Source organism: Ehrlichia minasensis (assembly GCF_004181775.1).
Taxonomy (GTDB): Bacteria; Pseudomonadota; Alphaproteobacteria; order Rickettsiales; family Anaplasmataceae; genus Ehrlichia; species Ehrlichia minasensis.
Genome location: NZ_QOHL01000003.1, coordinates 1 through 15,233 on the forward strand (window position 1 = coordinate 1; position 15,233 = coordinate 15,233).

The following is a 15,233-nucleotide window of genomic DNA, read 5'->3' on the forward strand; positions in this document are numbered from 1 at the left end:
GTATTTTCTTCTGTAGTACTGTTAAGAATATTTTCTTGTTCTGCATTGGTGTTAGCTATTTCTATCTGAGCATTTGAGTTATCTGGTTCTTGCATTGCATCGGCAATAGTTGGCTCTATTTGAATATTTGGATTTACTTGTATTTCTGGATTATTAATTAATTGCTCTTCAATATTAAGATTGATCGTATTTTCTTCTGTAGTACTGTTAAGAATATTTTCTTGTTCTGCATTGGTGTTAGCTATTTCTATCTGAGCATTTGAATTATCTGGTTCTTGCATTGCATCGGCAATAGTTGGCTCTATTTGAATATTTGGATTTACTTGTATTTCTGGATTATTAATTAATTGCTCTTCAATATTAAGATTGATCATATTTTCTTCTTCTGTACTGTATGTGTTACTAGTCACTGGGGTTTCTTGTGTAGTGTTATTGTTTTGTGTTCTATTTGGCATAATATTTCTTCCATTAATACAATAATTAAGCGTGTACCAATATGTTAAGATTTTTTAAATATTGGGTAATATTTTCATTAATAGTCTAACATTTATAAAAAAATTAGTCAATATTAATAAGTTGTACCTTTTTCTATAAAAATAGTTAATAAATATGTGACTATACTAAGAACTTAGGTAATTAATATAATTTATTAATATTTTGTTTCTACTATTTGTTTTCTATAAATTAAGTGTTTTTTTAAACTTTACTTTTTCATTTTTGTGTCGGGTTGTGACAAAATATTAATTTAGTATGATTACTTAAAATCGATGATTTCTACTTTAACGCAATTATTAAGATATATTTCATAGTGTTAACTTACTAAATATAGCTCATAGTTAAGATGAAGATAGTTAACATGTTGAATAACGGTACTAGTATATTGCAAGATGAAAGTGATGAAGTGATAGATGATGAGCAGTTAGGTTTATCTGGTAATAATAACGTTAATGATACTAAACTTGTGTTGTCCGAATCGGATATTGCAAAATTAAGTCAAGTGAGGACGCAAGGAATACCTCCTGATCGATTGCTTGCTATAAACAGTTTGTTAACTGATGCTTCATTAGCTAATAACTTTTCCTCTGTTTTTAATGAACTTTTATCATTTTTAAGGTGTAGGAAAAAAAAGAAGATAAAACAAGATTTGCAGTTTATTGTATTTCAGGATGAAAAAGGACGTTACAGTATTGTAAATAGCATTGAGTCAATACATTCAAATTATGCTTTAGAAAACCAAGTTTTACAAGGTCATGTTTATATATGTGATATTTGTAGTTTAGCGTTGGTATTTCCTGATGGTTCAGTAGAAAGAGAAGCTTTTCTTTCATTAGTCTTTAATAGTACTTTTAGTAAAAAAGGTACTGAAATAAGTACACTTAGAGTCAGGTGTTTTAGTAAAGATGTTATAGAGTATACTGATGTAAGTTTGAATGGAGAATCACTGTGGTATGCGTTAGAACATGAAGATGTCCTAGCAGTTAAAGTGATGTCTCGTGTTTTAAACAGACTTGAAAAACGCAATAGTATCTTGGAAAAAGCAATAAAAAGTGCGTTACTGCAAGTAATACAGCAAAGAAATAATGTTTCTGATAATTTTTTAGAGTGCGTTAATCATATTCTAGAAGCCAAAGTTGAAGATTTTGATTTAGATGCTAAAGAAAATAAAAACATTGCGCAAATGTTCAAAGACTTTACTCGTGTTGTGTGTGATGAAGAATCATTGTTGTCTAGAATATGTAAAGCAGCGCATGAAAATATAATAAAGACTGTATGCGTAGTTGAATTAGAAAGAATAAAAAAAGCTAAAGCAGAATGTGCGAAGACTGATTTGCCAGAAGTGCAGCATAGTGATGTTCAGGATATGCAGCTAGTTAATATGCGTTACGGCACAGATAATGATAATATTCTCTGTGTATTAGTGCGATCAGATAGCATAAGTCTATTAAAGCTTCTGTTTGAGAAGTATAAATTAGATATTAATGCTGTAAATGCTTACGGTTATACAGTACTACATTTTGCAGCTTTGTATAATGCAAAAAAATGTGCAAAGTTTTTGTTAGAGAGTGATTCAAAAATTTTTCATCAACCTTCTAAATCTCAATTAACACCTTTTCATTTAGCTGCAAGTACTAATTCAGTAGAGGTGTTGCAGCTGTTAGCGAAGCATAAGCCAGGTGCTATATATGATAGAGATAGTATGGGCAGGAATATTATGCATCATGCTGCTATTGGTGGTGCTCTTGATACTATATTATGTTGTCTGACTCTTGGTGTGGATGTTAATGCTCAAGCAACTATATATGATAGTGATGGTGAAATAGATGAAGTGGTGAATACTGGTAGGAGTTGTACAGCATTACATTTTGCCATTGAGGAAGGAAAATTAGATGTAGTAAGTTGTTTGTTATCATGTAGTGATATAGATTTATCGATTAAGAATAGTGAAGGGCATACTCCAATAACTACTGTGGATCGTAATGGTAATAATTTATTGCATCAGTGTGTTGTGTCTAATAAGGTTGGACTGCTTACAAAAGCTTTACTATTAGGGTGGCAACACATTGTTTCAGAGAAAAATAATGCAGGTCAGACTGCTTTTGATCTTGCTATTGCGAATGGTAGGGTTATGTGTGCTGTATTATTATTGCAGCTTTTGTGTGAACAACTGAAATGTAAAGGTAATGAGTGGAAGAAGATTTTTGAAAGTAGTGATAGCAATGGTAATACTTTGTTACATCAAGCTATAGCGTCACGTAATATTACTTTAGTGAAAAAAATATTATCTTTTCGTGATATTAAATTAATGCATGCAAATAAAGATAATGAAACTCCGTTAGATGTAGCGATAAAAACTGGTAATGCTGAGGTTATAAGTCTTCTAATTAAAGATAGTAGGCAAAATTTGATTTTTGATAATGATAATAGTTATGTAATAAAATTAATGCACAGAGGATTAATAACAAAAGAAGTTTATCAAATTATTAAGAATAGGTGCTTAAAAAAGGAGAGATGTAGTTATGCTAAATTAGGTGTATCTCTCATATTAACTTTTGTACTAATTACATGTATTGCAATATTTTGTATTCTGAAATATAACAAGGAACTACAAAATGCATTTGGCATAGGTGGCAATACACAAATATTTTTTATTGCTATTACTGTTTTTTTACTAGCTATAATTTGTATGGGCTGTTGTCTACTTGGTATGTATCATATTAAATTGACGGAACATGAAAAATTGTTGCGTCTTGAAATTAGTGATACACGTTTTTTTACATCTGACAATAATTCAGTTTCTTCTGCTTCTGTTAGTAGTGGATACGTGGGCACAAATATTAGTGATAAAATATTATCTTCGGCATCATCTACTGAAGGAAGTGGTGATAAGAAAATGCAAGATGTAATGATAGATGTAAATCAAGACGTTATCAACAAAACATCAGAAAGATCACAAATGAGGAGTAACACTTCACAGAGAAGGCATAGTATAGCAGCTAAAAGGCCAGATCGATTAATACACACACAAGTTTCACCTTCTGTGAAATCAGTAGAACAATGTGCAAATGGCACTACTTTAGCTTCTCTTCACTAAACAGTACATGCTTTCTTGCTACAGGATCATACTTGCGAAAAGAGAGCTTGTTAATTAACTTTTTAGGATTGCGCTTTTTTACATAGAAAAAACCAGTTTTTGCACTGCTTGCTAGTTTCACAAGTAAAGTAGAACCTTTTTTAGCCATAAACAACAAGTAACTTAAGTAATAACCTCCTAAGCATATTAATAAATTACTTACTAGTCAAGTGACTATTTTTTGTTAGTGATATTAGATATTAATCAACGTTAATTATATTTTGTATTTTCTTTTTATCAGTTAAAATATAGAATTTTAGCTTTAACTAGTAGTGTTTGTTTATGTTAGTTTCTTGGCTTCAAATCTTGGTTAAAATTATAGGTAAAATATTACCAACTAGATTAATAAGCACTTTTTTGGGTACAGGATATTTACCAGCATGGCAAAGTCATTGGGCTGCAGTATTATCTTTAATACTGGCTTATATATTATTTTATTTGATATATGGAATGTATTATGTATCGTATGGGTTGTTAGTCACAAGTGCTTTAATAGCTGCATTTTTTTTGAAAATATCATTAGTACTTGTTGTAGTGTCTATAATATCAATCTTTGTTTTTCAATCTCATAATTCTACTGATAGTAGAAGTGATATTATAGTAGTACAAATAGCATTAGGACAACTTTTAGTTGTTGCATTAGCTATGCCTGCAATAATTGCAGTGTATAACTACTTGTCTGTATTTTATGGAAGAATATGTGAGAGTATTTTTATATGTCCTACTTGGTTTAATGAATTTATGCGTTTTTTAATATTTTTTTTGATACCATTTGTCTTTTTTAATATAATTGAGATAATAAAACCTTGGCCTATCTCTAATTTTCAAATATCATATAATAATTGTTTTTCTATAGTATCTGAAGGGTTGATATTAGTACTTTACACATTGTTAGTAATGTATCTTGCTGCATTTATATGTTTTGACTTAACTATTCATGATGCAGTAGCACTAAATGAATATATTTTTACTTTGATGAAATTCAGGTAAAATGATGGGTATAATAAAAAATTACAATGTAACTTTACTTTTTATAGCAAGTGTTGTTGCACTGTCTGTAGCATATATAGCTCAATATTTGTTTGGTATGCTTCCTTGTAAATTGTGTTTATATGAACGTATACCGTACTTTATTAATATTGGGTTGTTTGTTGTCTATTTATTTAAGCCTTCCAAAATAGTGTTTTTTGTCATGTGTTTATGTTATATGTGTAATATATTCATTTCAGGTTATCATGTTGCTCTCGAGCATGGGTGGGTGGCAGATATTGTAGGATGTACAGACAATGCACAATCTTTGAGTTTTGATGATATTAAAAATTCTTTACTAGATGTGAATGTGGTAGTATCCTGTGCTCGTCCTAGTGTTGTATTTATGGGGTTATCTATTGCAGAATGCAATCTTATATATTGTGTATTATGTTTTACATTAGGTATTCATTTATTTGTGAAGCAATATGTTACAGGAAAATAATCTATTAGAGCAGTCTATTCGTGTAAATCATGCTGGAGAATATGGAGCAGTCTGTATATACTCTGGTCAAGAGTTAGTTTTTCGTAAAATGCCTGTTGGTCAGAAAATTTCAGAGATGAAAAAACAGGAGCAGCAGCATTTTAATTATTTTGATTCTGTTATGAAAGATAGAAAAATACGTCCTACTGTTTTTTTACCAGTATGGCATGTTATGGGAGTAATGTTAGGTGTTACTACGGCTTTAATGGGTGAAGATGCTGCTATGGCATGTACTGTTGCTGTAGAGGAAGTAATAAGTGATCATTATCAAGATCAAATTACTACTTTAGATGATAGTGAGTTGAAAGATAAGATTATACAATTTCGTAATGAAGAAATAGAACATCATGATACTGCCATGTGTCATAATTCTGGTAATGCTGGTAACTATAATATCTTATCTTTTTTTATAAAGAAAGCATGTAAAGTTGCTATTTGTATTTCTAAAGTTATATAGCTCTTGATAATATTGATTGATACTCACTTAGTGTAAATGTACTATAATGTTATGTAAATTATTTACCTTCTCTATAGCCATTGGTGTTGTTTTGAATATAAACAACACGTGGTTATTATACTTACAAAGTATCTCAAGAGTTTTAAAACTGTAATGTTGCTGGATATATAATAATTAATATTACTGTTGAGTGTAAAATGGGAATCATGATTCTAGTGACACATAAATATCTTGTCTTTTTTTCTGTAATTCTATGAGTGTGTTTCTGAGTTATATGGTACTGTAGTTTTACTTAAAATGTGGTAATGTGTTGAAATAAACAACAGAAAGTGAACTATTTGAAGTATGTTAAATAAAGGTTCTGATGTGTTTTTGTAATATATTAATTATCTGCTAATTTAGGAAATAAAGAGTATTCATTTACTACTGCAAAGATACTTTTGTATTTTATATAATGATGATATGTTATTGTCTAGAATATATAAAGTGACATGTTGAAAATATAGTAAAGGTTGTATGTAAAAAAAGGAATGTGTGTAGTATTATTATATATGCATCTGCTTTGATAATGGTTTGTGTAAAATGTAATTGATACAATGCTGCTAAGTGTGACGTTTTAAAATAAATAAGGTTATTTTATAGAAATACTTATATGGGTCTTGTTGTGTGTATAAGTAATTTTTTTGTTGTGTTTTATAAAAAGTCATTAATATTTTGACATAAATATTTTAGAATGTATTGTTTGCTTTTGTTAATCTTGCCTATTGTGTGGCGTATAGACAATACACAATCTTTATTTTAATGATATTCAAAGTTTTTTACTGGATTGATAGTATCCTGTGTTTGTCCTGGTGTTGTATTTATATGGTTGTTTATGGCAGATATATATTGTGTGCTGTATTTTACATTAGGTATGCATTTATTTATGAAACAATTATTTGTGAAACAATATGTTGCAAAAAGTAATCTATTAGAACAGTCTGTTGATAAATCGTACTGTAGGATATGTGGCAATATGTATAATACTCTGGTTAAGAGTGGGTTTTTCGTAAGATTAATGTGAAATTATGTCTATGTTGCTTTGTCTTGTAATTTTTTAGGTAGATATTTATAAAATATTTTTGCATTCTTAACATATCCATCCACCACCGAGCATTCTGTCTCCATCATATATAACGCATGCTTGTCCAGGAGTTACTGTACAATATGTATCTTGTAATAGTACGGTTGCTTTGTTTATATCATTTGGATAGATAATTGCTGTACTACCGGAGTGAGATGATCTTAATTTCACTTTTACACCTAGTCCATTACATGGAATTTTATCTTTAAGTAGCCAGTTTATGTTTTCTATGTGTAATTTGTTTCGCAATAATGCAGATTTTGGACCTACTGTTACTTCATTGGTATCTGGGTTTAATTTTGTAACGTATAATGGTTCTTTGGATGCTAATCCAATACCTCTTCTTTGTCCAATTGTAAAGTTTACTATACCATTATGTTCTCCCAATATGTTTCCGTTAATGTCTATAATGTGACCTTTTTTTACAGTTTGTGGCCTTAGGTGTGAAATTGTGTTTTTATATGTGTCTGTTACGAAACATATGTTTTGACTATCCGGTTTGGCTGCTACTGACAGGTTAAAGTACTTTGCTAATTTTCTTATGTTATCTTTATGAAAATTTCCTAGTGGGAACCTAAGAAACTTTAGCTGTTCTATTGTAGTTGCAAATAAAAAATAGCTTTGATCTTTTTTCGTGTCTTTGCTTGAGTATACATATATCTCATCATCTTGCTCTACTTTTCTAATGTAATGACCAGTTACTAGAACATCTGCACCGAATGATTTAGTCGTATTGAGTAGATCTCTAAATTTGATAACTTGGTTACATTTTACACATGGTATAGGCGTTTTTCCTTGTGCATATGTGTCTATAAAGTTTTCTATTACTTCTTCTCTAAATACTTTTTCATAATTGAGAGTGTAGTGTGGGAAACCCATACTTGATGCTACTTGTTTTGCATCTTGAGTATCTCTGCTGCCACAGCATCCTCCTTTCCCACTAGTGTTATTGTATAGTTGTAAAGTAATGCCAATAACTTTGTACCCTAATTTATGAAGTAATGCTGCTGCTACTGAACTATCAACACCACCAGACATAGCGACAACTACAGTTGTTGATGAAGGTGACTTATTTTTAACGAGTTGATCTATTTTAAAGTCATCAAGCATTGTTCATGAAATATCTTTTTTTCATTATAACATGTAAGTTTTATATGTGAAATATGTAATTATCTTGTTAATGAAGTGATGTATTGGTTTTTTTGAATAGCTTCTGTATTGATGTTGTTGATGTGTTTTTTGTGAGGTTGTTATCATAGATATAAATTTGTAATGATTGGTTAAGGGCATTATTTTAAGTGTTATTGTGTTATGGGTGTTGTATTTTATATTGTGTAATATAATTTAAAAATTTTGATAAATTTGAAGCATATTTGGTATTGTTTAGTGAATTTGTGCAGTATGTTATTTTAGATATAGCTGTATTGTGAAAATAATTTTTATATTTTTGTAATGTATAATTTTAGCGTATGTGACTTTGTATAGCTGGTTGATGCTGTGAATTTATGTATGAATAAATGTTATATATGTAAATTTATGAAGTGACATTGCAAAACATTGATTTTATATAACAGTTAGAAAAGATCATTGAGATCAGGTTCAGTATATAATTTAGTGTCTGATAAGTTCTTTAATATGTTGTGTACATCATGGTAGTGTATTTGATGTTTTTCTATAAGCTCATTGATATTTTTTATAATACCTGAGTTTTTAATTTCTGAAAGATTATCTTCTCTAATGAATTGTTGTGTTGTGGTATCGCATTCTATGATTTCATATAGATGTAAATTATCAGTAGAAACTTTATTTATAAAAACTTGTGTAATTATTGCTACTAGATGTGTTGAAAGTATTTTTAAAATTGATTTTTTGTGTGGAAATAATGCTGAAATTCCTTCTAAAGCACATGAGCATGAAATGGTATCAGTAAATGCTATAACTGATAATCCCATGTTAATACACATAATGGCTGTATTTATTAAATTAATATTATTAAAATTACTGAAAAGTACAATGTCAGCTGATTGATTTTTTATGAATGTAGGTTCAGCTTGTGATAAATTATATATGCTGATTAGTGATTTATTGGCTTTTTGAATTGACATTTGGTTATTGCTGAAAACCAATACGTGTTTTTTCTGGTTATTATTAATCTGATGTAGAATGGATAATAAAGTATTTGTATTACATATGTTACCAGTAAATAATAATAGACCTTTTGAATATATGCTAATTATTCTATTAAGTTCTTTTTCAAATTCTGGTGCCAGTGTAAGTTCATTTATTATAATGTCAACTGTAATTTTGCAAGACTGACTAGTATGTGAAATATATATGTATAGTTGATGGGAGTCGTTAAAGTTAAGTGTAGTATTAAAAAATTTTTGGGCCTTATATATCTTATATTCTTCTGCTTTTAATATTGATTTTATAATTTCTTCTATCTCTTCTGTGAGTATGCTTTTAGTATGTAGAAATTCTATATTGTTAAATCTCCTAATAGCTGGAGGATTATTTGGTGTTAAGTATAAGTAATTGGATGAGTATCCTATAGATGACTGTATAAGTTGTTTGAAAAGTAACATATTTTATTTTTCTAATAATGATTAATTTGGTATGTAATTTCATATTGAAATCTTATTAATATTATTATGATATTGCTAATTTTATCTAAAGTGTTGTAATACAATGATAATGAACTAAGATCTGTACTGGCTTAATAGTATTGCACACCATTTGTTATGTGTTTTGATTTTATTATGTTGTTATCTTAAGTTACTTAGAAGCTACAATCAATGACATGTATAAAGTATGTAAAATATTTCAAAAGTTTAGTAATGTTTTAGTATATATGTTCTTAGATAATAACTGTGGATTTTTTTATGCATGTGAATACTTTTATTAAATATGTAATATATTATGAAGTCTAAAGTTTAGTAACTGACGTGCTAATGTATCTTTATCCTTTTTATTTTTTATGAAGAAATAGTGATAAATATTTTATTTGTTGTTATGTGTGTATGCTACTGTGGTACTCTGTACATTCTGTAAATATTGTCCACAATGTTGTAATATGTTATATGATATAAAATTTGGTAGTTGGTATACTACTCTATTGTGGCTTTTTTCTATTAGTATGGCATTTGTTATATTTTTGTTATAGTATTTGACTGGTTTTGTCCTTATAATATATCGTTTCATATTTTCAGGAAAATGTAATGTTAATTTTATATTTTCGTATGAAATAGGACTATAAATGTTATTTGGGGTTGATAGCATTGAAAAGGTTAATTGAGATTTGATTTTATATTTTAGTGCATCAGTATTGTCGATGTCATTTATATGTGTTACAACTATATAATTTTCAATATTTTGTGTTATTGTATAATTATTTATTAAGTTTATAGATGTGATAGTATTGATTCCTTGTATTGCATAATCACTTACTTTTAGATTTGGATTGAAAATGTTATTTATTATATTATATGCAGTACTTAAATATCCTCCTTGATGAAAGTGTGTCACTAATTCATGTATAATATTTTGTTGGATTTCTATATTTCCATCTATTTTTGAGAAAATGTTATTTAAAATCGCAGCTCCATGAATTCTATTTGATAAATTTAAGATACTTTTTTGTGCATCATGTGCATTTATACTTGATAGGTATGATAAGTACATATCTGTAAATGGGTCTTGTTGCTGACTGTATGTGTAGCTTAAGGACATGTTTTTTATTTCATTTCTATCAGTTTGTTGGTTTTGAATTTTAATGTCAGTTCGATGAAGATCAGTAAGAAATGTTGTGCCAGTGATTATATCGAATGTAGTATCGTTTTTTCCATCATTTGAAATGGAAAGCATAAGTTTTGGCATATCTTCTACTGTGAGGGAAGAAAAATACTGTTGAAAAATTTCTGGTTTTTCAGTTTTATTGTTTTTGCTAAGGCATAAAGATATTATGATTAGCATTGATATAAAGAGTATAAATAGTGCTACTAAAGCAATTGATATAGCGATTGTCTCATACATAAAAAGTTTCCATGAAGTTTTATGCAATATAGAAGCTATTGCTCAGGTTAAATAATTGTTGCTTAATATATTGTGTTAGTGAAAATTAATAATATTATATCTCCTTGCGCTAGTTTGGTAAATATATTAATTAATATGAGTTGTATTATTTACTAAAATGTTGCAAATCTTATTTATAATATTAGTGTTGTTTTGCTGTTCTACAGCATTCAATAGAAATTGAACTATTACGAGACATAGCATCTAAGTTTTCTCTATTTATTAATGAAGGAATATTAAAGTTTGGTAATGAATATATAAGGCGTGTTTCATTATCTACAGTTTTTGTCCTATTAATTAATGTAATATTACTATTATAAGATTCATCAGTGATGTCTGAAGTTGTAATATACTTTTTCATTTTTTCAGGTACTATTATCTCTAAAGTAATATCTTTATAACGTGTATAAGAAAAGTTAGGACAGTCTTTTGATGATATAGTAAATGTTAGCTTAGATTGGAAATAAGACAATTGAGATTCACTAATTTCTTTAGTATTTGTGTACTTATACATTGCAATATCTGAAACAATACAACATGTTATTTCTTCTGCATTTTCTATAGTGAATAATGCTTTGTTATTTTTGGAATGTGTACTTGGGAAAAAATTTTTATGTTCTTTAAAGATTGTTGTTAAAAATTCTCCTGGCATGATGAAGTTACCTGCCTGATTGCAGTGACTTACTAATTCATGTATTATGTTGATACTGGGTGTTATATTAGTAATACCTTTAAATGCAGCTTCAAAAATTGCAGCCATAATTATCCTATCCTGGAATATTTCATAGCATGTTTTATCACTTATGTTTAACGCTTGTATTATAGCTGCTTTATGTTTCATTATTAATTGATAGTATAAGTTATCTGTTTGTTTTGTACCATTTTCTAACATGTTTTTTAACACAAGAGTGTTGTTGGGAAAGTCATTTATATTGATTGGTATGTCATTTATATGATATTTTATACCACTAAAGTCTCGATGTGATGTACTACATCTTATAGCAGTAGTGTTTGGTTGATCGTCACAAGTAAGTGCGAACATTGATTTTTTTATACTTTCTTCTGATATATTAATACATACGTCAAATGGAATGTTGTGATGATGTTTTAGAAATTTAATTATAATATATATTAACAATGCAATAAATATTAAGAATGCTGTTGTTAACACAGCAATTATTATTTTAGTATTATCATTCATGGTTAAATTCCTAAAGTATACATATGTAATATTTATAGAGAATAATAATTAATTTTAATATTATTAAGTACAATTTATAAATATAAAAGTATTTACTCTAATAATTATTAAAATCTTATATAAAATATTTTTTTAATATTAATTAAAAATATTTACAAGCTATCTATTGTTAACTATAAAGTAAGAATAAGCATCACCAAAAGGTTGTAATAACATTTTTTTTGCAACATTTGCTACTTGTTTTATTTCTGTTTTTTGTTTTTTTGCTTGTCTCTTTTGTTGTGAAGAATAATTACAATCTTGTCTTATAAAGTAAGATGAGGCATCACCTAAAACTTGTAATGACTTTTGTATAGTATTTACTGCTTGTTGTTTTTGTGATCCTTGATAATTTTGCTGTGGTAGGAATGGTGTAGTTACACCATTTAATGGTTGATCTTTTAATATATCTTGAGTGTTGGATGTTTTATTTCTGGTACTTACTTCTTGTTTTGTTTCTGTTGTTTGTTCTCCTGCTTGCACTTTTTGTGCTTGTGATTCTAAATAGTGATAATTTTGCTTTTGCAATAATGGTGTAATTACAAGATTTGGTAATTTATATTCTATCAAGAGGTGAGTACCAGATATTTGTTGTTTTTTGAATAACATTGCATAGTTAGGATCCTCTGGTATATCGTTAATAATAGGACCTGTGTTTATGCAATCTGCTAATTTTGTGGGAATATGCAATTTGAGATTTGTATCTTGATAGCATATAGAATGATCATTTCCTTGACTTGTACATGATATATAAAAAGAAAGTGTTATATCAATTGGATATTTTATAGTTGGTGCCTCAGTTCTAGATATTAACACTTTTGTTGTAATATCAACTTTAATTCTATAGCGTGTATTTGTTAATGTGAAGTTTAATTTTGTAATGTTAGAGTTTTGAGAAATATTTATTTGTGTGGTATTTGGTGTTTTGTATAGCATGTGATAAAGAATTTTATATGCTAGTATATTATAACCATCCCAACGAAGATTAGTTATGATTTCCTGTATTATTTCTGGTCTAGGTGGAAGGAAATTTTTGTCTGTTGATTTTTTACAAAACGTTGTAAACATCGTATCAAGGATTGCTGACCATCCAATTCTATGATGATATGTTTTATTGAAATGGGTAGTAGAATATTGTTCTGGTATCTTTAATACCCTGAATAAATAACTAGTGTATTTTCTGGTATTTTCAAGGAATAATTCGTGTGCGTTCTGAAAATATGAGTACTCTTTATAGTGAGTGTCATGTATTGAAATGTGAAGTTTTATTGCTTGGTCACATGGTGTTTGTCCATTACTTTGTAATGTAACATATGGCACTAGTGCTTCTCCTGTAATAACTTGTTGTTTATGGTGATCTGCTATAGAGATTATGTTTTGTAATAAGCTTCTTGATATATTTTTTGGAGATATATTTATTGTATTATCTTGATGTAATGTGTTGTATTGGTGCAATTTATGATAATTGTAATTATGCAGCATTCTGAAAACTAAGGTAATCAATACTACTAAAAACAATATTAGTAGTAAGATTATTGCTGCTAGTGCATATTGGATATTATTATCCATATATTCTTTGTTAAAAAATTAACTTATAAAAATGTTAATCTATATTTAAAAATAATTAAAGTTATTTTTTATTGAGCTGCATGTGATGCTTCTATTATTTACTAAATATTTTTAATTTTATTAAGTACTTAAGTTTTCTGTTAATAATGTGATAATTATAGTGTATTTATACTATTTAAAATTAAATATATAAGTTACCTGATCATAATTATTTTTGAGTATATTAGTTTGTATGCTGGTTTGCGAATAAAAATACACAATAGTTGATGACATGAAATGTGATGAATAGTATTAAAAATATCTGAAGCATTTTTATATTGCTTGTGATTTATCTTTAAATAAAGATTTAGCTGTTGGGTTTGGTATGCAATAATTTAATAAAAGAATATCAGGATTGTATTCATATTGGTTGTTGTGATTTAATATAGCATGATTAGGATTTTGTATTATGTTAGAAGATAGTACATCTTCTACTGTGATTTTTTCTTGTGTAGTATATTGCTTCATACTATTAGGGATGAATAAATTTAGATATGTATAATTGTATGATAAGGTGTTGTCGGATACCTTTGAGTTTGTTGTGCGTGATATATCAAAAGAGAGTATAGCGTTTAAATTATGTGTTTTGTTGGGTGTCATAGCTTCAGATAATGAAATGTGAGTATTTATACTTATATTTATTAAATTATCATTATATATTCTAAATAGTATATGTGTAGATTTTGCTTTAATAATGTGGGTCAGTGTTTTTTCTACGTTAAAAATATTATTTAATATTCTTGTTGTTGCTTGTTCATATGTGTTTTGATAGAAGTGATAAACTATTTCATGTATTATATCTGGATGAATTTCTGCATTATTAAATTTTACAAACATCTCATCTAAAGTTGCAGCTAGAGCTATTATGTGGCGGTATTGTTTAAAATTGTTATCAGTTTTTCTTATTTTTAATACCTGTGATATATATTGAAAATGTTTATAAATGTATGGATTAGATGTATTTTTTAATTGATAAGATTGTAGTACTTGAGGGAATTGTTCAAATAACTTATCGTCTAGATCATGTATACTTATACTTAATTTCTTTGCAAAAATATTGTGGAATGGGTTTGTTATATTTTGTTGTTCATGGTTTGTTGGATAAAATATAGTTTGTATAAAATCTCTAGATATATTAGTTAACTGTTTATCAAAAAATAGTTTGTTAGATCTTTTACTCATATTTTTAATAAATAACAGCATAATTATTAGCATGATTAATGCTATAGTGATGCTGATTATCAAAATTATATTATGCATGTTCTATACTATCAGTATGTTTTATGTGTATATTATCATAATATCTCTAATAAATTAATTCTTTTCTTTAAAATCTATATATTATAATATAAAAATAGAATAAATTTATCTAATAAATTGATATTCTATGTTGTAAAAAATATGTATTATTGATTTATTATGAAGTATCTAGTATTTTGAACTGAATATAAATTTGCTTAATAAGTTATCGATAGCACATATTTATTAACGTTTTTTTAATGGTACTAATCTTGCAATGTTATAGGATAAATTTTATATTTCTGAAACATTAGTGTTTTTAAATGCTTTCTATAGTATATGGTAAAATAC

12 protein-coding genes are annotated in these 15,233 nt (G+C 27.7%); 4 read left to right on the forward strand and 8 right to left on the reverse strand.

The annotated features are described in order from the left end of the window. A partial coding sequence (locus tag DRF75_RS01150) for a hypothetical protein (RefSeq protein WP_205745102.1) occupies window positions 1-455 on the reverse strand: 455 nt, incomplete at its 3' end. 386 nt (window positions 456-841) lie between these two features. Between DRF75_RS01150 and DRF75_RS01155 the strand changes: the two genes are divergently transcribed. Continuing rightward, window positions 842-3,592 (forward strand): ankyrin repeat domain-containing protein, encoded by a 2,751-nt coding sequence (locus DRF75_RS01155; RefSeq protein ID WP_235424705.1) that lies wholly within the window; start codon window positions 842-844, stop codon window positions 3,590-3,592. On the opposite strand, the gene rpmG is transcribed toward DRF75_RS01155, so the two are convergent. Beyond that, the gene (gene rpmG, locus DRF75_RS01160) at window positions 3,570-3,740 is read right to left on the reverse strand and encodes a 50S ribosomal protein L33 (RefSeq protein ID WP_045170758.1); all 171 of its coding nucleotides are present in this window, start codon (window positions 3,738-3,740) and stop codon (window positions 3,570-3,572) included. The two genes, DRF75_RS01155 and rpmG, sit on opposite strands and share 23 nt — an antisense overlap. A 173-nt stretch (window positions 3,741-3,913) precedes the next feature. Between rpmG and DRF75_RS01165 the strand changes: the two genes are divergently transcribed. From DRF75_RS01165 to DRF75_RS01175, 3 genes are read left to right on the forward strand one after another with little or no spacing between them, the layout of a single operon-like run. Beyond that, window positions 3,914-4,621, forward strand: a complete 708-nt coding sequence (locus DRF75_RS01165) for a phosphatidylglycerophosphatase (RefSeq protein WP_045170759.1) — start codon at window positions 3,914-3,916, stop codon at window positions 4,619-4,621. A 4-nt stretch (window positions 4,622-4,625) separates the two neighbouring features. Continuing rightward, on the forward strand, window positions 4,626-5,105 hold the full coding sequence (locus DRF75_RS01170; RefSeq protein WP_235424706.1) for a disulfide bond formation protein B: 480 nt from the start codon (window positions 4,626-4,628) through the stop codon (window positions 5,103-5,105). Beyond that, window positions 5,089-5,601 carry a demethoxyubiquinone hydroxylase family protein gene (locus DRF75_RS01175; protein ID WP_045170761.1) on the forward strand — a complete coding sequence of 171 codons (513 nt, stop codon included), beginning with the start codon at window positions 5,089-5,091 and terminating at the stop codon, window positions 5,599-5,601. The genes DRF75_RS01170 and DRF75_RS01175 overlap by 17 nt, the downstream gene beginning before the upstream one ends. 1,129 nt (window positions 5,602-6,730) lie before the next feature. Here the strand turns inward: DRF75_RS01175 and mnmA are convergent. The 6 genes from mnmA to DRF75_RS01205 all read right to left on the reverse strand — a co-directional run bounded on the left by mnmA (window position 6,731) and on the right by DRF75_RS01205 (window position 14,825). Next, on the reverse strand, window positions 6,731-7,834 hold the full coding sequence (mnmA, locus tag DRF75_RS01180) for a tRNA 2-thiouridine(34) synthase MnmA (RefSeq protein ID WP_045170763.1): 1,104 nt from the start codon (window positions 7,832-7,834) through the stop codon (window positions 6,731-6,733). A 464-nt stretch (window positions 7,835-8,298) separates the two neighbouring features. Next, window positions 8,299-9,309, reverse strand: coding sequence for a pilus assembly protein PilT (locus DRF75_RS01185; RefSeq protein ID WP_045170764.1), 1,011 nt, complete (start codon window positions 9,307-9,309; stop codon window positions 8,299-8,301). A 415-nt stretch (window positions 9,310-9,724) separates the two neighbouring features. Further along, entirely contained in the window at window positions 9,725-10,756 is a 1,032-nt protein-coding gene (locus tag DRF75_RS01190; RefSeq protein ID WP_045170765.1) for a hypothetical protein, read from the reverse strand. A gap of 181 nt (window positions 10,757-10,937) precedes the next feature. Next, window positions 10,938-11,996: a hypothetical protein gene (locus DRF75_RS01195; protein WP_052453668.1), complete on the reverse strand. Its 1,059-nt coding sequence runs from the start codon at window positions 11,994-11,996 to the stop codon at window positions 10,938-10,940. 159 nt (window positions 11,997-12,155) lie between these two features. Continuing rightward, a complete protein-coding gene (locus DRF75_RS01200; RefSeq protein ID WP_045170766.1) occupies window positions 12,156-13,604 on the reverse strand; it encodes a hypothetical protein in 1,449 nt (482 codons plus the stop codon). 312 nt (window positions 13,605-13,916) lie between these two features. Continuing rightward, window positions 13,917-14,825 (reverse strand): hypothetical protein, encoded by a 909-nt coding sequence (locus DRF75_RS01205; RefSeq protein WP_235424707.1) that lies wholly within the window; start codon window positions 14,823-14,825, stop codon window positions 13,917-13,919. Window positions 14,826-15,233 lie beyond the last annotated feature (408 nt).

Excerpts from the sequence above, each read along its gene's own strand:
- DRF75_RS01170 (WP_235424706.1), top strand. The coding sequence starts at position 4,626 with ATGGGTATAATAAAAAATTACAATGTAACTTTACTTTTTATAGCAAGT.
- DRF75_RS01185 (WP_045170764.1), bottom strand. The coding sequence starts at position 9,309 with ATGTTACTTTTCAAACAACTTATACAGTCATCTATAGGATACTCATCC.
- DRF75_RS01205 (WP_235424707.1), bottom strand. The coding sequence starts at position 14,825 with ATGAGTAAAAGATCTAACAAACTATTTTTTGATAAACAGTTAACTAAT.
- DRF75_RS01165 (WP_045170759.1), top strand. The coding sequence starts at position 3,914 with ATGTTAGTTTCTTGGCTTCAAATCTTGGTTAAAATTATAGGTAAAATA.
- DRF75_RS01190 (WP_045170765.1), bottom strand. The coding sequence starts at position 10,756 with ATGTATGAGACAATCGCTATATCAATTGCTTTAGTAGCACTATTTATA.
- DRF75_RS01200 (WP_045170766.1), bottom strand. The coding sequence starts at position 13,604 with ATGGATAATAATATCCAATATGCACTAGCAGCAATAATCTTACTACTA.
- DRF75_RS01155 (WP_235424705.1), top strand. The coding sequence starts at position 842 with ATGAAGATAGTTAACATGTTGAATAACGGTACTAGTATATTGCAAGAT.
- DRF75_RS01195 (WP_052453668.1), bottom strand. The coding sequence starts at position 11,996 with ATGAATGATAATACTAAAATAATAATTGCTGTGTTAACAACAGCATTC.
- mnmA (WP_045170763.1), bottom strand. The coding sequence starts at position 7,834 with ATGCTTGATGACTTTAAAATAGATCAACTCGTTAAAAATAAGTCACCT.
- rpmG (WP_045170758.1), bottom strand. The coding sequence starts at position 3,740 with ATGGCTAAAAAAGGTTCTACTTTACTTGTGAAACTAGCAAGCAGTGCA.
- DRF75_RS01175 (WP_045170761.1), top strand. The coding sequence starts at position 5,089 with ATGTTACAGGAAAATAATCTATTAGAGCAGTCTATTCGTGTAAATCAT.